A 19,236-nucleotide genomic window follows, 5' to 3' on the forward strand; every position below is an offset into this window, starting at 1 on the left:
TCAACTTTTGCGAATCAGGCGGGCTGCTTCGCGGGCAAAGTAAGTCAGCACGCCATCGGCACCGGCCCGCTTGAAGGCCAGCAGGCTTTCCATCATCACCAAGTCATGGTCGAGCCAGCCGTTTTGTGCGGCCGCTTTGAGCATGGCGTATTCGCCCGACACCTGATAAGCGAAGGTCGGCACCTTGAATTCGTCTTTGACGCGGCGCACGATGTCCAAATACGGCATGCCGGGCTTGACCATGACCATGTCTGCGCCTTCGGCCAGGTCCATGGCCACTTCGCGCAGGGCTTCGTCGCTGTTGCCGGGGTCCATCTGGTAGACCTTTTTGTTGCTCTTGCCCAGGTTGCCGGCAGAGCCGACCGCGTCACGGAAGGGGCCATAAAAGGCGCTGGCGTACTTGGCGCTGTAGGCCATGATGCGCGTGTGGATCAGGCCGCGTGCTTCGAGCGCTTGGCGGATCGCGCCGATGCGCCCGTCCATCATGTCGCTGGGCGCGACCATGTCCACGCCGGCTTCGGCTTGGGTCAGGGCTTGCTGCACCAGCACGGCGGTGGTTTCGTCGTTCATGATGTAGCCGGTTTCGTCCAGCAGGCCATCTTGGCCGTGGCTGGTGAAGGGGTCGAGCGCCACATCGGTCATCACGCCCAGTTCGGGAAAGCGTTTTTTCAGCTCACGCACCACGCGGGGCACCAGGCCATTGGGGTTCATGGCTTCGCTGCCTGTGGGGTCCTTCAGGCTGGCGTCGATCACCGGGAACAGCGCCATGACCGGGATGCCCAGCTTGACGCAGTCTTCGGCCACGGGCAACAACAGGTCCAGACTCAGGCGCTCCACTCCGGGCATGGAGCCCACGGCCTGGCGCTGGTTTTGCCCGTCCAGCACAAAGACCGGGTAGATCAGGTCGTGCGCTGAGACCCGGTGCTCACGCACCAGGTTGCGGGTGAATTCGTCACGGCGCAAGCGGCGTGGGCGGTTGGCGGGGAAGGGGGCGACGGGGTTCATGTTGAAAATTGTGCCTGAAGTCCCTGCGGATGCCAAAAGTTGGCGACTCATCCCAGTCGCTCAGGCAAGCAGACGGATGGGGCCAGAACGGATCTGCGCCGTAAATGTCAAAAGTGTTTTTAAGTATAAATTCAACCTTGTTATCTTTTTTGATATTTGCTAAACTCGCCTTCGGGTAGCTTGCTGCCTCCCGCTTCTCCTCCCTGAGCGGGTGCTTTGCGGCTTCATTGCGGTAAGGCTTCCTGCCCCCGGCGCATGGCCGGGGGTTTTTTTTGGTGCGTCCGGCAGGGCGCACTCACTTGGAGGTGCAAGTCCTCTACTCGCCCTGCAAGGGGAAGAGTTAGCCAATGGCAAGGGCTTCGCGGGTGACCGCGAGTCTGAAGGAAGCCGGAGGGCAAAGCGCTGGTCCGACGAACAGGAAGTGGATATGAGGCGGCGTGGCAGGGTAAGGAGTCCAAAATCTCTGAAGCCCAAAACTTGCACGGGATGCCACGACGTAGATCCAACGGACATAAGCGTGAAGGTGGGTGTGTCATACCCGGAGAGATCTGACAGAGGTGCCAGAAATGGCTACCGGCACCGAGAGGTGACGGGAGGCCCTGTCAGAAGTCAGCACAAGGCATAGTAGGTGGAAACACTGAAGGCCCGAACAAGTGGAAACGAGAGTAGGTGCGAAGTTACTCGATGTCAGTCGATGAAGCAGAAGCCCTCGCAGGAGGGGCCAGCGGCGAAGGAACCGGACGGAATCTGGGGAGTGCGCACGCGGGTGCAGAGGCTGACACGGCGTGCGGCGAACAACCGAAATCGGAGAGAGACTGGCTCATGAGCCAGGTGGTGGAGCGCACCAACATGCAGCTCGCGTACAGCCGTGTGATGAAGAATCGCGGCGCACCCGGCGTAGACGGAATGCGATGCGGGGAACTCAAAGCGTGGCTACAAGCGAACTGGGTGCGCGTGAAGCAGGACTTGCTGGCGGGCCGGTATCGGCCGCAGTCGGTGCGCCGAGTGGACATACCCAAGCCACAAGGCGGGGTCAGGACACTGGGCGTGCCGACGGTGGTGGATCGACTGATCCAGCAGGCGCTGCACCAAGTAATGCAACCGATCTTTGAGCCGACGCTCTCGGGCAGCAGCTACGGCTTCCGTCCGGGGCGAAGCGCACGACAGGCGGTTGCTCAAGCGACGGAGCACATTCGCAGCGGCAAGCGCTGGGTGATAGACATGGACTTGGAGAAATTCTTCGACCGTGTGAACCATGATGTGCTGATGGCTCGGGTGACGCGGCAGGTACAGGATCGCAAGGTGCTGCACCTGATACGGAGCTTTCTTCAGGCAGGAATGATGGCCGATGGGATAGAGACAGTCCGGGAGCAAGGGACGCCGCAAGGTGGCCCACTGTCACCGCTGCTGTCGAACATCCTGTTGACCGATCTTGACCGGGAGCTGGAGAGGCGCGGACTGTCGTTTTGCAGGTACGCGGACGACTGCAACATCTACGTGGGCAGTCAAAGGGCCGGGCAGCGGATCATGGCCGGGATCACGGCGTTTCTCACGGAGCGCTTGAAACTGAGCGTGAATGCGGCCAAGAGCGCGGTGGCCAGGCCCTGGGAGCGCAAGTTCTTGGGCTACAGCGTCACCTCGCAGCGGACCCTGAAAATCCGCATCGCCAAACCCAGCATAGACCGACTGCGACACAGCGTAGGCGAGATATGCGCACAGGGACGGGGGCGGGTTTTGCTCGACACCATCGAGAGGCTCAATTCGATTTTGCGCGGCTGGATGAATTACTTCAGTCTCACGCAAAGTCGCAGGCCAATTGAAGAACTGGATGCGTGGGTGAGGCGACGCCTGAGATGCTTGGTCTGGAGGCAATGGAAGCGACCCCATACGCGGGAATCCAAGATGCGCTCATTGGGCCTTGATGCCCAACGGGCGTGGAAATCCAGCGTTAACGGTAGAGGCCCTTGGTGGAATGCCGGGGCCAAACACATGGTTGCGGCGTTACCGCCAAAATAGAGGGTGTCCTAAATTTTGTGTAAACGGTCAAATGGCAGGAAACTGCCGAACATCAAGAAAGATGAACCATGACCGTCAGCAACGAATTGATCGACCAGCTGCTCGCTGGCTATAAAAAGCCTGAAGACCTCATCGGCGAGAACGGCCTGCTCAAGCAGCTGACCAAGCGCCTTGTGGAGCGCGCTTTGGAAGCCGAGATGACCGAGCACTTGGGTCACACCAAGAATGCCAGCGTGGCCAACGCCGCTGGCAATGCCCGCAACGGCAAAAGCAAAAAGACCCTCAAAGGCGACTTTGGCGAGCTGCCCATTGATATCCCCCGTGATCGCCACGCCAGCTTTGAGCCGCAGATCGTGCCCAAGCACCAGACGCGCTGGACGGGTTTTGATGACAAGATTTTGTCCCTGTATGCCCGAGGCATGACGGTACGTGAGATTCAGGGGCATCTCCAGGAAATGTATGGCACCGAGGTGTCGCCCACGCTGATCTCATCGGTTACGGATGCCGTCATGGACGAGGTCAAGGCTTGGCAGGCGCGTCCACTGGATGCGCTGTACCCGATCGTTTACCTGGACTGCATCCACGTCAAAACCCGTGACTCAGGCGTGGTGCGCAACAAGGCCGTATATCTGGCCTTGGGCATCAACATGGCTGGCGAGAAGGAAATCCTGGGGCTGTGGATTGCCCAGACCGAAGGGGCCAAGTTCTGGCTGCAGGTGGTCACGGAGCTCAAGAACCGGGGCGTGGCTGACATCTTCATCGCCTGCGTGGATGGCTTGAAGGGCTTTCCCGAGGCAATAGAGGCTGTATATCCGCAAACGGCGGTGCAGCTGTGTCTGGTGCACATGGTGCGCCACAGCCTGAACTATGTGAGCTGGAAGATGCGCAAAGTGGTGGCCGCAGACCTGAAGACCATCTACAGCAGCGCAACTGCGGATGATGCCGTGCTGCGGCTGCAGGAATTCGAAGAAAAATGGGGCGCTGACTACCCGACCATTGTGAAATCGTGGTGCAGCAACTGGGAGCGGATCGTGCCGTTCTTTGAATATCCTCCAGAGATTCGGCGGATCATTTACACGACCAACGCCATCGAGTCGGTGAACATGAGTCTGCGCAAGGTGACCAAGAGCCGGGGCTCGTTCCCCAGCGATGAGGCATTGCTGAAATTGTTCTACCTGGCGCTGAACAACATCAGCAAGAAGTGGACGATGCCGCTCAGAGATTGGAAAGCCGCATTGACCCGGTTTACCATTCAGTTCGAAGGCAGGATGCCCAATGACTGATCGCAGCCCCGTTTACACAAAATGCCGTACACCCTCCCAAAATACTTCACCCAACTCGGACTGGTCTCGCTGGTGGCAACCCACCAGCATCTCCAGTGCTCCACTTGAATCGCCGTATGCGGAACCGCACGTACGGTGGTGTGAGAGGGCTGAGGGGGTAACCTCTCACCCTACTCAATTCCAAGACGCACTTGTGGAGTGGCCAGCATCTCTGGCTACACTTGCCCCATGCTCTGGATCAAGGCCCTTCATATCGTTTTCATTGCCAGCTGGTTTGCTGGCTTGTTTTATTTGCCACGCATTTACGTCAACCTGGCGATGGTGCCGGCCGACTCGGCCGCCGAGCGCGATCGCCTGCTCTTGATGGCACGCAAGCTCTACCGCTTTATGACCATCCTGGCTGTTCCGGCCTTGGCGCTCGGCTTGTGGCTTTGGCTTTACTACGGCATTGGCCTGGGGCCTGGCCAGGGCTGGATGCATGCCAAGCTGCTGATCGTGCTGGCATTGTTGGGGTATCACCACAGTTGTGGTGTTTTGCTGCGTAAGTTTGAAAGCGGCCAGATGCAGCGCAGCCATGTCTGGTTCCGCTGGTTCAACGAAGCCCCGGTGCTCATGATGGTGGCGGTGGTCATTTTGGTGGTGGTCAAACCCTTTTGAGGGCGACACTGCCATGAGGGCAAGATGATTCGTCGCACATCAGCCGCTTGGCCCCTGTTCTGCATTTATGCGGTTTTAATTGTTTATGCCAGTCTCTATCCCTTTGATAACTGGCGTTTCCAGGGGGTGGTTTCTTGGTCTTTTCTGACCGAACCATGGCCGCGATACTGGACCGGCTTTGATGTGATGTCGAATGCGCTGGGCTATGCACCGCTGGGATTTTTGTTGGCGGTGAGCCTGCATCACACCCGACCCCATTGGCCGGCCATCGGTTTGGCGACCTTTTTTGCGGGCGTCCTGTCCCTGCTGCTGGAGTCTCTCCAAATGTTTCTGCCTGTGCGTGTGCCATCGAACGTGGACACCGCCTTGAACATTGCTGGCGCTTTTGCGGGTGCGGTGGTGGCGCGTGGTTTGGCATGGGTCGGGCTGGTGAACCGTTGGAGCCGTTTCAGGGACCGGTGGTTTGAATTGGAAGCCGGTGGGGCCTTGGCTTTGTTGGCGATTTGGCCTTTGGCCTTGATGTTCCCGGCTGCGGTGCCTTTTGGTTTGGGGCAGGTGCTAGAGCGCCTGGAGACCACCTGGGTTCATGTTCTTAAAGACACGCCCTGGCTGGAGTCCTGGCCGCTGCGCGATGTCGAATTCCAGCCCATGCTGCCCATCACCGAATCGGTATGCGTTGCATTGGGCTTGTTGTTGCCCTGTTTGCTGGCCTATGGCGTGGTGCAGCGAAGACCGCAGCGCTGGGCTGTGGCCGGGGTGTGCCTGACTTTGGGTCTGTTGGCCAGCGCCTTGTCGGCAGCTTTGACTTATGGGCCTGTGCATGCCTGGGGCTGGGTCAGTCCAGAGGTGCTGCGTGGTTCGGTGATGGCCTTGATCCTGGCTTTGATCCTGTCTTTGGCTTCGGCGCGAATGTGCTGGGTGCTGGCCTTGGCAGCCTTGGTCCTGCAGTTGAGTTTGCTCAATACCGCAGCGGCCGGTGTGTATTTTCCGATGACTTTGCAGACTTGGGAGCAGGGGCGGTTCATCCGTTTTCATGGCCTGATTCAATGGTTGGGCTGGTTATGGCCCTATGCCTTGCTGGTGTATCTGGTGCACAGGCTGTCCAGAGCCCAGACCGTTGGGCGGGGCTGAATGCGTGGGGCACCCCTTGCAGCCCTAGAATTGCCGAATGACCGTCCTCAAGATTCCTCCTTTTTTCAAACGTCACATTTTCTTTTGCCTGAATGAGCGAAAAAACAATGAGGCTTGCTGCGCCCAACATGACGCGCAAGCGGCTTTTGACCGATGTAAAGCCCAAGTCAAAGCCAAGGGCTTGGCCGGGCCTGGCGAAGTTCGGGTCAACAAGGCTGGCTGCCTCGATCGGTGCGCTGCTGGCCCAGTGGCCGTGGTGTATCCCGAGGGTGTCTGGTACACCTATGTCGATCAGTCGGACATTGACGAAATTGTCGAATCACACCTCAAAAACGGGCAAGTGGTTGAACGGTTGCTGACCCCTGAGCAATTGGGGCGTTGATGAACCAAGCTACACAGTCAATTTGCTTGCAAGGTGAGGCGGGCGCCATTGAAACCTTGGTGGATTTGCCCCTAGGCGAAACCGCCCAGGGCACTGCGGTCATTGCGCATCCCCACCCCTTATTTGGGGGTTCAATGCACAACAAGGTGGTACAGACATTGGCTCGCGCTTTCGTGCAGAGCGGATGGCGGGCTGTACGTTTCCAATTCAGGGGTGTGGGTGCCAGTGAAGGCGCCTACGATGAGGGCCGCGGTGAGGTCCGCGACATGCTTCAGGTGATTGAGCAAGTGGCGGCGCAAGGCCCATTGGCTCTGGCGGGGTTTTCTTTTGGGGCTTTTGTGACCAGCCACGTGATCCAGGCTCTGGGTGATCAGCGGTTGCCCCAATCCGTGGTGCTCGTGGGCACGGCGGCTTCGCGTTTTGAGGTGGCACCCTTGCCCCAGATGTTGCACGATCGCTGCCTGGTTTTGCACGGCGAACAAGACGACACGGTGCCCTTGACCAGCGTGCTGGACTGGGCCAGGCCGCAATTCTTGCCGATCACGGTGATTCCGGGAGTTGAGCATTTTTTTCATGGACAATTGCCCTTGCTCAAATCTTTGGTGATCCGCCATTTGAATAACTGAGTGGCTGATTTGACGCGCCAGCGCTCTTGCCTGACTTGCCAAAGTGCCGCTTCATCTGGGCGCTTGTTGGCACTCTGTTTTTCCATGACCCCTTTGCGCATGAATACATTTCTCACAATTCTGATCAGCGGTTTTTTTCTCGCTTTCCCTTGGTTTGCCCAGGCCCAAATGCCTCAGCCGCCCGAGGTGGCTGCCAGGGCTTATTTGTTGATGGATATCACGGCCAATCAGGTACTCGCAGCCAAGGATCCCGACTTGATGGTCGAGCCGGCCTCTTTGACCAAACTGATGACCGCCTATTTGGTTTTTGATGCGCTCAAATCCCGCAAATTGAGCTTGCAACAAACCCTGCCTGTTTCCGAGCGTGCCTGGAAAATGCCAGGATCGCGCATGTTCATTGACCCGAAGATGCAGGTGCCCGTTGAGGATCTGATCAAGGGCATGATCGTGCAGTCCGGTAACGATGCCACGGTGGCCTTGGCTGAAGGGGTGGCGGGTAGCGTCGAACGGTTTGTCCAGCTCATGAACGATCAAGCCCGTTTTCTGGGCATGAGCAACACTGCCTACAAAAATCCGGAGGGTTTGACAGCACCGGGTCACACCACTACGGCGCGTGACCTGGCCATGTTGGCCACCCGATTGATGCGTGATTTTCCGGAGTACGTGTCCTATTACGCGATCAAGAAGTACCGTTATTCGGGTACCCCTGCTGCCAATGACACCAACCGCAATTTGCTGTTGTTCAGGGATGCTGCGGTGGACGGACTCAAGACTGGCCACACCCAGGCTGCGGGTTATTGTCTGGTGGCTTCGGCCAAACGCGAGTTCCCCAATGTCGGGGTACGTCGCCTGCTCAGCGTGGTGTTGGGTGCCGAAAGCGAAAACGCGCGAGCCAATGAAAGCCAGAAACTGCTCAATTGGGGTTACGCCGCTTTTGACGCGGTCAAACTGTTTGACGCCAACCAAGCCGTGGTAACGCCTGCGGTTTGGAAAGGCAAACAGGCGGTCCTCAAGTTGGGCACCGAGCGCCCTTTGGTGGTGGCTGTGCCGTCGGGCACGGTGGCCCAATTGAAAACGCAAGTTGTTCGCCCAGACCCCTTGGTCGCTCCTTTTGTCAAGGGCCAGACTGTGGGTAGTCTCAAGGTTTTGCAGGGTGACAGGCCTTTGTTTGAGGTGCCCTTGACGGTACTCGAGCCGGTCGAGCAAGCGGGCGTTTTCGGGCGTGCCTGGGGGTCTTTGCGGCTTTGGATCAAGTAACCCACGCGATTGATTGTGGATAACTTGCCCTGCATCCTGGCTGCGGTTATACTGGCGGGCTTTTCCGCTTTTGGGGCGGGGAAGATTCTTTTGTCGAAATTCAACGTTTAGGGACGTTACAAACAATGCCAACCATCAATCAATTGGTGCGTCAGGGGCGCGAGGTCGAAACGATCAAGTCCAAAAGCCCTGCGATGCAAAACTCTCCACAACGCCGTGGCGTGTGCACCCGCGTGTACACCACGACGCCAAAAAAGCCTAACTCTGCGCTGCGTAAAGTCGCCAAAGTTCGCTTGACCAACGGTTTCGAAGTCATTTCGTACATCGGCGGTGAAGGCCACAACCTGCAGGAGCACTCCGTGGTTCTGGTGCGCGGTGGTCGTGTCAAAGACTTGCCGGGTGTGCGTTACCACATCGTCCGCGGTTCTTTGGACTTGCAAGGCGTGAAAGACCGCAAGCAGTCTCGCTCCAAGTACGGCGCGAAGAAGCCAAAAGCCAAGTAAATCCTTTCGGGTTGAAAATTTTCGGTGCTGTTTCCCGCGTGGCGCGGTGATACAGCGAAGTGACCCGAAACCCGGAATTGTCCAGGTGGGTCGAGTAAGTGAGCGGTTTTGAATAACCCTCGCGGTGTCTGAAAAGATACCAACTGAAGCAATATGAGGTGAAATATGCCACGTCGTCGCGAAGTCCCTAAACGTGAAATCCTGCCGGATCCCAAGTTCGGCAATGTCGAGTTGTCCAAGTTCATGAACGTGATCATGGAAGGTGGAAAAAAAGCTGTGGCCGAGCGCATCATTTACGGTGCCCTCGAAAACATGGAAAAGAAAACAGGCAAAGACCCTGTCGAGCTGTTCTCCATTGCCATCAACAACGTCAAGCCCATGGTGGAAGTGAAATCCCGCCGCGTGGGTGGTGCGAACTACCAGGTGCCTGTTGAAGTGCGCCCAGTTCGTCGCTTGGCCCTGTCGATGCGCTGGATCAAAGAAGCCGCTCGCAAGCGCGGTGAAAAGTCCATGGCCCTGCGCCTGGCCAACGAGTTGCTCGAGGCCAACGAAGGCCGTGGTGGTGCCATGAAAAAGCGTGACGAAGTTCACCGCATGGCCGAAGCCAACAAGGCCTTCTCGCATTTCCGCTTCTGAGGCGGCTAGTGCGTGGTTCTCATGCATCGTTGAGGCCGCCGGCTTGCTGCAAAGCATGGTCTGTGCGGCCCCACCTGGCTAGAGACCCGCTCGCTATGCCCTAGAGACGGCGTAGCGAGGTTTCATTTTTGAATCTGAATTCTCAAGAGGACCATCATGGCTCGCACCACCCCCATCGAGCGTTATCGCAACATCGGTATTTCGGCCCACATTGATGCCGGCAAGACCACCACAACCGAACGTATCCTGTTTTACACCGGCGTGAACCACAAGATTGGTGAAGTGCACGACGGCGCTGCCACCATGGATTGGATGGAGCAAGAGCAAGAGCGTGGCATCACGATCACCTCTGCCGCCACCACCTGCTTCTGGAAAGGCATGGACAGCTCCTTTGAGGAGCACCGCTTCAACATCATCGACACCCCTGGCCACGTGGACTTCACGATCGAAGTGGAGCGTTCCATGCGCGTGCTGGACGGTGCTTGCATGGTTTACTGCGCGGTGGGCGGCGTGCAGCCCCAGTCTGAAACCGTGTGGCGTCAGGCCAACAAATACAAAGTGCCCCGTTTGGCCTTTGTGAACAAGATGGACCGTACAGGTGCCAACTTCTTCAAAGTCGTTGAGCAAATGAAGCTGCGCCTGAAGGCCAACCCCGTGCCGATCGTGATCCCTATCGGTGCTGAAGACAACTTCACAGGTGTGGTTGACTTGATCAAGATGAAGGCCATCATCTGGGACGAAGCTTCCCAGGGCATGAAGTTCACCTTCGAAGACATTCCTGCCAATCTGGTGGAAACCGCCAAAGAGTGGCGCGAGAAGATGGTTGAAGCCGCTGCTGAGGCATCGGAAGACATGATGAACAAGTACCTTGAAGAGGGGGACTTGTCCGAAGAAGAAATCAAGCGAGGCATCCGTATCCGTACGTTGGCTTCCGAGATTCAGCCGATGTTCTGCGGTACCGCCTTCAAGAACAAGGGCGTGCAGCGCATGCTGGACGGTGTCATCGATTTCCTGCCTTCGCCTTTGGACGTGAAAGCCATTAAAGGCTTCGACGAAGAAGAACAAGAAATCACCCGCAAGGCCGATGACCAGGAAAAATTCTCTGCGCTGGCTTTCAAGTTGATGACCGACCCGTTTGTGGGTCAGCTGACTTTTGTGCGCGTTTACTCCGGCGTTCTGAAAAAGGGCGACACCGTTTACAACGCGGTGCGCGGCAAGAAAGAGCGCATTGGTCGTATCGTCCAGATGCACGCCAACAACCGCGAAGAAGTCGACGAAATCCGTGCCGGCGACATCGCCGCATGCGTGGGCTTGAAAGACGTGACCACGGGCGAGACTTTGTGCGATCCCAACTCGGTGATCACGCTCGAGCGCATGGTGTTCCCTGACTCGGTGATCCGCCAAGCAGTGGAGCCCAAGTCCAAAGCGGACCAGGAAAAGATGGGCATTGCCTTGTCGAGACTGGCTGCTGAAGACCCATCTTTCCGCGTACAAACCGACGAAGAATCCGGCCAGACCATCATTGGCGGACAGGGCGAACTGCACCTGGAAATCATCGTGGACCGCATGAAGCGTGAATTCGGTGTGGAGGCCAACGTGGGCAAGCCCCAAGTGGCCTACCGCGAAACCATCCGCAAGACCGTGGACGAAGCCGAAGGCAAGTTCGTGCGTCAGTCCGGTGGTAAGGGTCAATACGGTCACGTGGTGTTGAAGGTCGAGCCTCAAGAGCCGGGAAAGGGTTTCGAATTCGTGGACGCCATCAAAGGCGGTGTGGTTCCTCGTGAATACATCCCTGCGGTGGAAAAAGGCGTGATCGAAGCTCTGGGTCAAGGCGTGTTGGCGGGCTACCCAGTCGTTGACGTCAAAGTCACGCTGCACTTCGGTTCGTACCACGATGTGGACTCGAACGAAATGGCCTTCAAGATGGCCGCCATCTTTGGTTTCAAAGAAGGTTGCCGCAAAGCCCAACCCGTGATTTTGGAGCCGATGATGGCTGTGGAAGTGGAGACCCCTGAAGACTACGCCGGTAACGTGATGGGCGATCTGTCCTCACGCCGCGGTATGGTTCAAGGCATGGACGACATGGTTGGTGGTGGCAAAGCCATCAAGGCCGAAGTGCCCTTGTCCGAAATGTTTGGTTATTCGACCACGCTGCGCTCCATGTCGCAAGGTCGCGCCACCTACACGATGGAATTCAAGCACTACGCTGAAGCCCCACGTAACGTGGCCGAAGCCATCGTCGCTTCAAGGGCTAAATAAATGCATGAGTGCCCGAGCAAATTCGCCTGCGAATTTGCTCGGGTACCTCTGACTAAAAACAGTCAGATCTGAAAGTTCAGAAACTGTCTGCGATCAAGTGCCACTCTGTGCCCGTGCGGAGTGATCCAGCAACCTGATGCAAACATTAAACCAACACACGGGCATTGCTCTTTTTAAGGATTGAAAAATGGCTAAAGAAAAATTCGAACGGACCAAACCCCACGTCAACGTGGGCACCATCGGTCACGTTGACCACGGCAAGACCACCCTGACTGCCGCCATCACCACCGTGTTGGCTGCCAAGTTCGGCGGTGCTGCCAAGGCGTACGACCAGATCGACGCTGCACCCGAAGAAAAAGCCCGTGGTATCACGATCAACACCGCCCACGTTGAGTACGAGACGGCCAACCGTCACTACGCCCACGTGGACTGCCCTGGCCACGCTGACTATGTGAAGAACATGATCACCGGTGCTGCCCAGATGGACGGCGCTATTTTGGTGTGCTCCGCAGCTGACGGCCCTATGCCTCAGACCCGTGAGCACATCCTGTTGGCCCGTCAGGTGGGCGTGCCTTACATCATCGTGTTCCTGAACAAGTGCGACATGGTCGACGACGCTGAGTTGCTCGAGCTGGTCGAGATGGAAGTGCGCGAGTTGTTGTCCAAGTACGACTTCCCAGGCGACGACACCCCCATCATCCAGGGTTCTGCCAAGTTGGCCCTCGAAGGCGACAAAGGCCCATTGGGCGAAGAAGCCATCATGAAGCTGGCCGATGCGCTGGACACTTACATCCCTACGCCTGACCGCGCAGTGGACGGTGCTTTCCTGATGCCCGTGGAAGACGTGTTCTCCATCTCTGGCCGCGGCACTGTGGTGACGGGTCGCATCGAGCGCGGTATCGTCAAAGTCGGTGAAGAAATCGAAATCGTCGGTATCAAAGACACCGTCAAGACCACTTGCACGGGCGTTGAGATGTTCCGCAAGCTGCTGGACCAAGGTCAAGCGGGCGACAACGTCGGTATCTTGTTGCGCGGCACCAAGCGCGAAGATGTCGAGCGCGGCCAAGTGCTGTGCAAGCCCGGCTCGATCAAGCCGCACACCCACTTCACGGGCGAGATCTATGTTTTGTCCAAAGACGAAGGTGGCCGTCACACGCCATTCTTCAACAACTACCGCCCACAGTTTTACTTCCGTACGACGGATGTGACGGGCGCGATCGAGTTGCCAGAAGGCAAAGAGATGGTGATGCCGGGTGACAACGTGTCGATCACTGTGAAGTTGATCAACCCCATTGCGATGGAAGAAGGCCTGCGCTTTGCCATCCGCGAAGGCGGCCGCACGGTTGGCGCTGGCGTCGTTGCCAAGATCATCGCTTGATTCTTTTGTGGCGCAGCAGCGCAAAGGATTGGCCTTTGCGCTGTAGCAAGCAGAACACTCACCACAAGGAATTGACATGTCATCCAAGCAAAAAATCCGCATTCGCCTGAAGGCGTTTGACTACAAACTGATCGACCAGTCCGCTGCCGAGATTGTTGACACCGCCAAGCGCACCGGCGCGATTGTCAAGGGCCCCGTGCCTTTGCCAACCCGCATGAAGCGTTTTGACATCTTGCGTTCGCCGCACGTCAACAAGACCAGCCGTGACCAGTTGGAAATCCGCACGCACCAGCGTTTGATGGACATCGTTGACCCGACTGACAAAACAGTTGACGCCCTGATGAAGCTCGATCTGCCTGCAGGCGTGGACGTCGAAATCAAGCTGCAGTGATGCAGTATGGGATGGCTGTAAAGCCATCCGAACACTTGAAATAGAGCCCGATTTGCCAGTAATGGCGAGTCGGGCTATAATTTCAGGCTCACCTGATGAAGGTGAGATTTATTAACAGTCTTTCACACACCAAACGGGGCTGCCAATTGAAGTGGCCACGGTGGAAGTTTTGGAGAAAACAATGAGTCTTAGTAACTCCCTCGGGTTGCTGGGTCGCAAGGTGGGCATGATGCGTCTGTTCACTGATGATGGGGATTCCGTTCCTGTCACAGTGCTGGATGTGTCCAACAACCGTGTATCCCAGGTCAAAACCCAAGAGAACGATGGCTATGTCGCTTTGCAAATGACATTTGGTGCCCGCAAGGCATCGCGCGTGACCAAGCCCATCGCTGGTCACCTGGCCAAAGCCGGCGTGGAAGCCGGTGAAATCATTCAAGAATTCCGCGTGACATCTGACACAGCAGCCCAGTTCGCCGCCGGAGCCACTGTGCCTGTGGCGGCTGTGTTCGCTGTGGGCCAGAAAGTGGACGTGCAAGGCACTTCCATTGGTAAAGGCTTTACCGGCACGATCAAGCGTCACAACTTCAAATCGCAGCGCGCATCGCACGGTAACAGCCGTTCGCACAATGTGCCTGGTTCGATTTCGATGGCACAAGATCCTGGCCGTGTGTTTCCTGGCAAAAAAATGTCGGGTCACCTCGGCGATGTCACTTGCACCACGCAGAACCTGGCCGTGATCCGCGTTGACGAAGCCCGTGGCCTGTTGATGATCAAGGGTGCCATTCCCGGTTCCAAAGGCGGCTTCGTGACTGTGCGTCCAGCCGTTAAAGTTAAAGGAGCGAACTGATGCAGCTCGAACTCCTGAACGACCAAGGTCAAGCCGCCTCCAAAGTGGATGCGCCCGAGACTGTGTTCGGTCGTGAATACAACGAAGCCCTGATCCACCAAATCGTGGTGGCTTATCAGGCCAATGCCCGTCAAGGCACCCGCGCTCAAAAGGACCGTGAACAAGTTCACCACTCCACCAAGAAGCCTTTCAAGCAAAAAGGTACGGGTCGCGCTCGTGCGGGTATGACCTCCTCGCCCTTGTGGCGTGGCGGTGGTCGGATTTTCCCGAGCATGCCTGACGAAAACTTCACACAGAAGATCAACAAGAAGATGTACCGCGCGGGTATGGCTTCGATCTTCTCCCAGTTGGCCCGCGAAGGACGTCTGGCCGTGGTGGACTCTTTCAAGGTTGAGACACCCAAGACCAAGCAGCTCGCTGCCAAGTTCAAGGCCATGAGTCTGGACAACGTGCTGGTGATCGCCGACGAAGTCGACGAAAACCTGTACCTGGCATCGCGCAACCTGATCAACATCCTGATCGTTGAGCCACGTTACGCCGATCCCGTGTCTTTGGTGAACTTCAAGAAAGTCCTCGTGACCAAAGGTGCCATGGACAAACTCAAGGAGATGTTTGCATGAGCGCCGTGAAGTTTGACGAAGGTCGTCTGATGTCCGTGCTGGTCGCCCCCATCGTGTCCGAAAAGGCCACCATGGTTGCTGAAAAAACCAACACCGTGACTTTCAAAGTGCTACAGGACGCTACCAAGCCTGAAATCAAAGCCGCTGTGCAATTGATGTTCAAGGTCGAGGTCAAAGGCGTGTCTGTGGTGAATACCAAGGGCAAGACCAAGCGTTTTGGCAAGACCATTGGCCGCCGCGACAACATTCGCAAGGCTTATGTCACGCTGCAACCAGGTCAAGAGCTGAACCTGTCTGGGGAGGCCGCGTAATCATGGCTGTCATCAAGATCAAACCGACATCCCCAGGCCGTCGTGGCGTGGTGAAGGTCACGCGTGACCACCTGCACAAAGGTGAAGGCTACGCGCCGTTGCTGGAACCTCAGCACCAAAAATCGGGCCGTAACAACAACGGTCACATCACAACCCGCCACAAAGGCGGTGGTCACAAGCACCACTACCGCGTGGTCGATTTCAAGCGCGACAAGGATGCGATTCCGGCGAAAGTCGAGCGCATCGAGTACGACCCTAACCGTACTGCGCACATTGCTTTGCTGTGCTATGCCGATGGCGAGCGCCGTTACATCATTGCCCCCCGTGGCATTGAAGCCGGTGCAACCCTGATGTCGGGTGCCGAAGCACCGATCCGCGCTGGCAACACTTTGCCTATTCGCAATATCCCCGTGGGTTCGACCATCCATTGCATCGAGCTCAAGCCCGGTGCGGGTGCCCAGATCGCACGTTCGGCAGGAGCTTCGGCCACCTTGCTGGCTCGCGAGGGCATCTACGCTCAGGTGCGTATGCGCTCCGGTGAAGTTCGCAAGATCCACATCGAGTGCCGAGCAACCATCGGTGAAGTCGCCAACGAAGAACACAGCCTGCGCCAATTGGGCAAGGCCGGTGTCAAGCGCTGGATGGGTATCCGCCCAACCGTTCGTGGCGTGGCCATGAACCCCGTGGATCACCCGCACGGTGGTGGCGAAGGCCGTACCGGCGAAGGCCGTCATGCAGTAGACCCGTGGGGCAACCTCACCAAGGGCTACCGTACCCGTAACAACAAGCGCACACAGGTCATGATCGTGTCGCGTCGCAAGAAGTAAGGGTTAGAAAATGACACGCTCTCTCAAAAAGGGTCCATTCGTTGACCACCACTTGTTGGCTAAGGTTGAAAAAGCCGTCTCCACCAAAGACAAAAAGCCCGTCAAGACATGGTCACGTCGCTCCATGGTTCTGCCCGATTTTATCGGTCTGACCATCGCCGTTCACAACGGCAAGCAACACGTTCCTGTCTATGTGACCGACCAAATGGTGGGTCACAAATTGGGCGAATTCGCACTGACCCGGACATTCAAGGGTCACCCTGCGGACAAAAAAGTCCAGAAGAAATAAGGAAAGACCATGGAAACACGTGCAGTCCTCCGGGGCGTCCGTTTGTCGGTCGATAAAGGCCGCCTGGTCGCCGATTTGATTCGCGGTAAAAAAGTGGATCAAGCTCTGAACATTTTGACTTTCACGCAAAAGAAAGCTGCGGGCATCGTCAAGAAGGTTCTGGAATCCGCCATCGCCAACGCCGAGCACAACGACGGCGCTGACATCGACGAGTTGAAGGTGAAAACCATCTACGTCGAGCAAGGCGCTACGCTCAAGCGTTTCACCGCCCGCGCCAAAGGCCGTGGCAACCGCATCAGCAAGCCCACATGCCATGTGTATGTGACGGTCGGCAACTAAGCCAGGGAAGAAACATGGGACAAAAAATCCATCCTACCGGCTTCCGTTTGGCCGTGAGCCGTAACTGGTCCAGCCGTTGGTACGCCAGCAACAAAGACTTCGCCGGCATGCTGGCCGAAGACATCAAGGTGCGTGAGTACCTCAAGGCCAAGCTCAAGAATGCTGCGGTTTCCCGCGTGCTGATCGAGCGTCCATCCAAGAGTGCCCGCATCACCATCTTTTCGGCTCGTCCAGGTGTGGTGATCGGCAAAAAAGGCGAAGACATCGAGTTGCTCAAGAAAGAACTCGCTCTTCGTCTGGGTGTGCCAGTGGCCGTGAACATCGAGGAAGTGCGCAAACCCGAAATCGATGCGCAACTGATCGCTGACAGCATCACGCAACAGCTCGAAAAGCGGATCATGTTCCGCCGCGCCATGAAGCGCGCCATGCAAAACGCCATGCGTCTCGGTGCCCAGGGCATCAAGATCATGTCCGCTGGTCGTCTGAACGGCATTGAGATTGCGCGAACAGAGTGGTATCGCGAAGGTCGTGTGCCATTGCACACCCTGCGCGCTGACATCGACTACGCCACATCCGAAGCCAAGACCACTTATGGCGTCATCGGTGTCAAGGTCTGGGTCTACAAGGGTGACACCTTGGGACGCAACGATGCGCCAGCTTTGGCTGAGCCACGTGCCGAAGAAGAACGCCGCCCACGCGGTCCACGCCGTGATGCACGTCCAGGTGAGCGCCCCGCAGGCGATCGCCGAGGCGGCCCACGTCGCCCCGCTGGCACCAACACAGCACCCACCGACGGCAGCGACAAGCCCGCCGGTGCAGGTGGTGATGCCAAACCCGCCGTTAAGCGCGTACGCACAGTCGCCGCGCCAGCTGCAGCAGCTGACGGTCAATAAGGAGTAACAACATGCTGCAACCTGCTCGCAGAAAGTTCCGTAAGGAACAGAAAGGCCGCAACACCGGCATCGCTACCCGTGGTAACACGGTGGCGTTTGGTGACTTCGGCCTGAAGTCCACAGACCGTGGACGTTTGACCGCTCGCCAGATTGAATCCGCACGCCGTGCGATTTCCCGTCACGTCAAGCGTGGTGGTCGCATCTGGATTCGTGTGTTCCCCGACAAGCCGATTTCCACCAAGCCTGCTGAAGTGCGTATGGGTAACGGTAAAGGTAACCCCGAGTACTACGTGGCTGAGATCCAACCCGGTAAGGTGCTCTACGAAATCGTAGGCGTGCCCGAAGAGTTGGCACGCGAAGCCTTCAAATTGGCTGCTGCCAAGCTGCCCTTGCGCACCACGTTTGTGGCCCGCATGATTGGCCAATAATTCAGGAGAAACAAGAAATGAATGCTGCTGAATTGCGCCAAAAAGACGTTGCTGGTGTGAAAGACGAGATCAAAGCGCTGCAAAAAGCCCACTTTGGTCTGCGTATGCAAAAAGCCACGCAACAACTCGGCAACACTGGAACGATGAGCCAGACTCGCCGTGCCATTGCCCGTGCCAAAACCATCCTTGCCCAAAAGCAAGCCGCCAAGTAAGGAGTGACCATGACGGAAGCCAAAACATCCCTCAAGCGCACCTTGATTGGCAAGGTGGTCAGCGACAAGCGCGCCAAAACCGTGACCGTGCTGGTCGAGCGTCGTGTGAAACACGCGCTTTACGGCAAGATCGTGGCCAAATCGAGCAAGTACCACGCGCACGACGAAACAGGTCAATACCACCTGGGCGACACCATCGAAATCACGGAAAGCCGTCCGATTTCGAAGACCAAAAACTGGGTGGCCAGCCGCCTGGTGCAGAAAGCCGAAGCGGTCTAAGCCCAATAGCCTGACTTCTGCAAACTTCCAGAAAACGACCCACAATATTGGGTCGTTTTTTTTACCCGGCCAAGAGGCCACAACCCACTTTAGGAGAATCAGATGATCAAAGTCGGAGACAAACTGCCTGCCGCCACATTGACGGAATTTGTTGAAGTTGAGGGCAACGGTTGCAGCATTGGCCCCAATCCTGTCGATGTGGCCAAAGCCACTGCAGGCAAGACAATTGCCCTGTTTGCTCTGCCGGGCGCGTTCACCCCCACATGCTCAGCAAAACATGTGCCAGGTTATGTGGAGCACCACGAGGCACTGAAAGCCGCAGGTGTGGACGAGATCTGGTGTGTCAGTGTGAATGACGCCTTTGTGATGGGAGCATGGGCGCGTGAACAAAAGACGGGTGCCAAAGTGCGCATGCTGGGCGATGGCAGTGCAGATTTCAGCAAGGCCACTGGATTGACGTTGGACCTGACCGCGCGCGGCATGGGTCTGCGCAGCAACCGCTACTCGATGCTTGTCAAGGATGGTACGGTCACCACTCTGAACATCGAAGGCCCAGGCAAGTTCGAAGTCAGCGACGCTGCCACACTGTTGGCGCAAGCTAAAGGTTAATTCGTCAAACTGACAAAAGAGGGGCCTCGGGCCCCTTTTTTTCGTGAAGGCCGAGTCT

The 19,236-nt window shown here is 57.1% G+C and carries 24 protein-coding genes; 23 read left to right on the forward strand and 1 reads right to left on the reverse strand.

The genetic code is table 11. The features are described 5' to 3' along the window. Entirely contained in the window at positions 1 to 1,005 is a 1,005-nt protein-coding gene (gene hemB / locus HEQ17_RS14570) for a porphobilinogen synthase (protein ID WP_296293404.1), read from the reverse strand. Between the two features lie 684 nt (positions 1,006 to 1,689). Between hemB and ltrA the strand changes: the two genes are divergently transcribed. The 23 genes from ltrA to HEQ17_RS14685 all read left to right on the forward strand — a co-directional run bounded on the left by ltrA (position 1,690) and on the right by HEQ17_RS14685 (position 19,178). After that, a complete protein-coding gene (gene ltrA / locus HEQ17_RS14575) occupies positions 1,690 to 3,021 on the forward strand; it encodes a group II intron reverse transcriptase/maturase (RefSeq protein WP_296293405.1) in 1,332 nt (443 codons plus the stop codon). A gap of 68 nt (positions 3,022 to 3,089) precedes the next feature. After that, positions 3,090 to 4,304: an IS256 family transposase gene (locus HEQ17_RS14580; protein WP_296293218.1), complete on the forward strand. Its 1,215-nt coding sequence runs from the start codon at positions 3,090 to 3,092 to the stop codon at positions 4,302 to 4,304. 228 nt (positions 4,305 to 4,532) lie between these two features. Continuing rightward, complete coding sequence (locus HEQ17_RS14585) at positions 4,533 to 4,961, forward strand: CopD family protein (protein WP_296293406.1); 429 nt, start codon at positions 4,533 to 4,535, stop codon at positions 4,959 to 4,961. A gap of 24 nt (positions 4,962 to 4,985) precedes the next feature. Then, complete coding sequence (locus HEQ17_RS14590; RefSeq protein ID WP_296293407.1) at positions 4,986 to 6,092, forward strand: VanZ family protein; 1,107 nt, start codon at positions 4,986 to 4,988, stop codon at positions 6,090 to 6,092. A gap of 37 nt (positions 6,093 to 6,129) precedes the next feature. Then, the gene (locus HEQ17_RS14595) at positions 6,130 to 6,474 is read left to right on the forward strand and encodes a (2Fe-2S) ferredoxin domain-containing protein (protein ID WP_296293408.1); all 345 of its coding nucleotides are present in this window, start codon (positions 6,130 to 6,132) and stop codon (positions 6,472 to 6,474) included. Next, positions 6,474 to 7,100 (forward strand): alpha/beta hydrolase, encoded by a 627-nt coding sequence (locus HEQ17_RS14600; RefSeq protein ID WP_296293409.1) that lies wholly within the window; start codon positions 6,474 to 6,476, stop codon positions 7,098 to 7,100. Before HEQ17_RS14595 ends, HEQ17_RS14600 begins: the two co-directional genes overlap by 1 nt. A gap of 99 nt (positions 7,101 to 7,199) precedes the next feature. Further along, positions 7,200 to 8,357, forward strand: a complete 1,158-nt coding sequence (locus HEQ17_RS14605) for a D-alanyl-D-alanine carboxypeptidase family protein (protein WP_296293410.1) — start codon at positions 7,200 to 7,202, stop codon at positions 8,355 to 8,357. A gap of 125 nt (positions 8,358 to 8,482) precedes the next feature. After that, a complete protein-coding gene (gene rpsL, locus HEQ17_RS14610) occupies positions 8,483 to 8,860 on the forward strand; it encodes a 30S ribosomal protein S12 (protein ID WP_011466063.1) in 378 nt (125 codons plus the stop codon). Positions 8,861 to 9,025: 165 nt separating this feature from the next. Further along, positions 9,026 to 9,496 (forward strand): 30S ribosomal protein S7, encoded by a 471-nt coding sequence (gene rpsG / locus HEQ17_RS14615; protein WP_019426275.1) that lies wholly within the window; start codon positions 9,026 to 9,028, stop codon positions 9,494 to 9,496. Positions 9,497 to 9,652: 156 nt separating this feature from the next. Beyond that, positions 9,653 to 11,755: an elongation factor G gene (gene fusA / locus HEQ17_RS14620; RefSeq protein WP_296293411.1), complete on the forward strand. Its 2,103-nt coding sequence runs from the start codon at positions 9,653 to 9,655 to the stop codon at positions 11,753 to 11,755. A gap of 187 nt (positions 11,756 to 11,942) precedes the next feature. Next, on the forward strand, positions 11,943 to 13,133 hold the full coding sequence (gene tuf, locus HEQ17_RS14625; protein WP_296293050.1) for an elongation factor Tu: 1,191 nt from the start codon (positions 11,943 to 11,945) through the stop codon (positions 13,131 to 13,133). A 76-nt stretch (positions 13,134 to 13,209) separates the two neighbouring features. Further along, the gene (gene rpsJ, locus HEQ17_RS14630; protein ID WP_019426908.1) at positions 13,210 to 13,524 is read left to right on the forward strand and encodes a 30S ribosomal protein S10; all 315 of its coding nucleotides are present in this window, start codon (positions 13,210 to 13,212) and stop codon (positions 13,522 to 13,524) included. A 181-nt stretch (positions 13,525 to 13,705) separates the two neighbouring features. Next, positions 13,706 to 14,371 carry a 50S ribosomal protein L3 gene (rplC, locus tag HEQ17_RS14635; RefSeq protein WP_296293412.1) on the forward strand — a complete coding sequence of 222 codons (666 nt, stop codon included), beginning with the start codon at positions 13,706 to 13,708 and terminating at the stop codon, positions 14,369 to 14,371. Continuing rightward, positions 14,371 to 14,991 carry a 50S ribosomal protein L4 gene (gene rplD / locus HEQ17_RS14640; RefSeq protein WP_296293413.1) on the forward strand — a complete coding sequence of 207 codons (621 nt, stop codon included), beginning with the start codon at positions 14,371 to 14,373 and terminating at the stop codon, positions 14,989 to 14,991. The genes rplC and rplD overlap by 1 nt, the downstream gene beginning before the upstream one ends. After that, entirely contained in the window at positions 14,988 to 15,302 is a 315-nt protein-coding gene (gene rplW, locus HEQ17_RS14645) for a 50S ribosomal protein L23 (RefSeq protein WP_108352549.1), read from the forward strand. Before rplD ends, rplW begins: the two co-directional genes overlap by 4 nt. 2 nt (positions 15,303 to 15,304) lie before the next feature. Continuing rightward, positions 15,305 to 16,129, forward strand: coding sequence for a 50S ribosomal protein L2 (rplB, locus tag HEQ17_RS14650; protein WP_296293414.1), 825 nt, complete (start codon positions 15,305 to 15,307; stop codon positions 16,127 to 16,129). Between the two features lie 10 nt (positions 16,130 to 16,139). Next, positions 16,140 to 16,418 (forward strand): 30S ribosomal protein S19, encoded by a 279-nt coding sequence (gene rpsS / locus HEQ17_RS14655; protein WP_296293415.1) that lies wholly within the window; start codon positions 16,140 to 16,142, stop codon positions 16,416 to 16,418. A gap of 9 nt (positions 16,419 to 16,427) precedes the next feature. Then, a complete protein-coding gene (gene rplV, locus HEQ17_RS14660) occupies positions 16,428 to 16,757 on the forward strand; it encodes a 50S ribosomal protein L22 (protein WP_055359488.1) in 330 nt (109 codons plus the stop codon). 14 nt (positions 16,758 to 16,771) lie between these two features. After that, the gene (gene rpsC / locus HEQ17_RS14665; RefSeq protein ID WP_296293416.1) at positions 16,772 to 17,650 is read left to right on the forward strand and encodes a 30S ribosomal protein S3; all 879 of its coding nucleotides are present in this window, start codon (positions 16,772 to 16,774) and stop codon (positions 17,648 to 17,650) included. Between the two features lie 11 nt (positions 17,651 to 17,661). Then, positions 17,662 to 18,078 (forward strand): 50S ribosomal protein L16, encoded by a 417-nt coding sequence (rplP, locus tag HEQ17_RS14670; RefSeq protein ID WP_296293417.1) that lies wholly within the window; start codon positions 17,662 to 17,664, stop codon positions 18,076 to 18,078. A gap of 17 nt (positions 18,079 to 18,095) precedes the next feature. Next, positions 18,096 to 18,290 carry a 50S ribosomal protein L29 gene (rpmC, locus tag HEQ17_RS14675; protein WP_296293418.1) on the forward strand — a complete coding sequence of 65 codons (195 nt, stop codon included), beginning with the start codon at positions 18,096 to 18,098 and terminating at the stop codon, positions 18,288 to 18,290. 9 nt (positions 18,291 to 18,299) lie between these two features. Beyond that, positions 18,300 to 18,569, forward strand: a complete 270-nt coding sequence (rpsQ, locus tag HEQ17_RS14680; protein ID WP_053172811.1) for a 30S ribosomal protein S17 — start codon at positions 18,300 to 18,302, stop codon at positions 18,567 to 18,569. Between the two features lie 102 nt (positions 18,570 to 18,671). Next, on the forward strand, positions 18,672 to 19,178 hold the full coding sequence (locus tag HEQ17_RS14685; protein ID WP_296293419.1) for a peroxiredoxin: 507 nt from the start codon (positions 18,672 to 18,674) through the stop codon (positions 19,176 to 19,178). The last annotated feature ends 58 nt before the right edge of the window (positions 19,179 to 19,236 follow it).

It is taken from the genome of Limnohabitans sp. (assembly GCF_023910625.1).
GTDB lineage: Bacteria > Pseudomonadota > Gammaproteobacteria > Burkholderiales > Burkholderiaceae_C > Limnohabitans_A.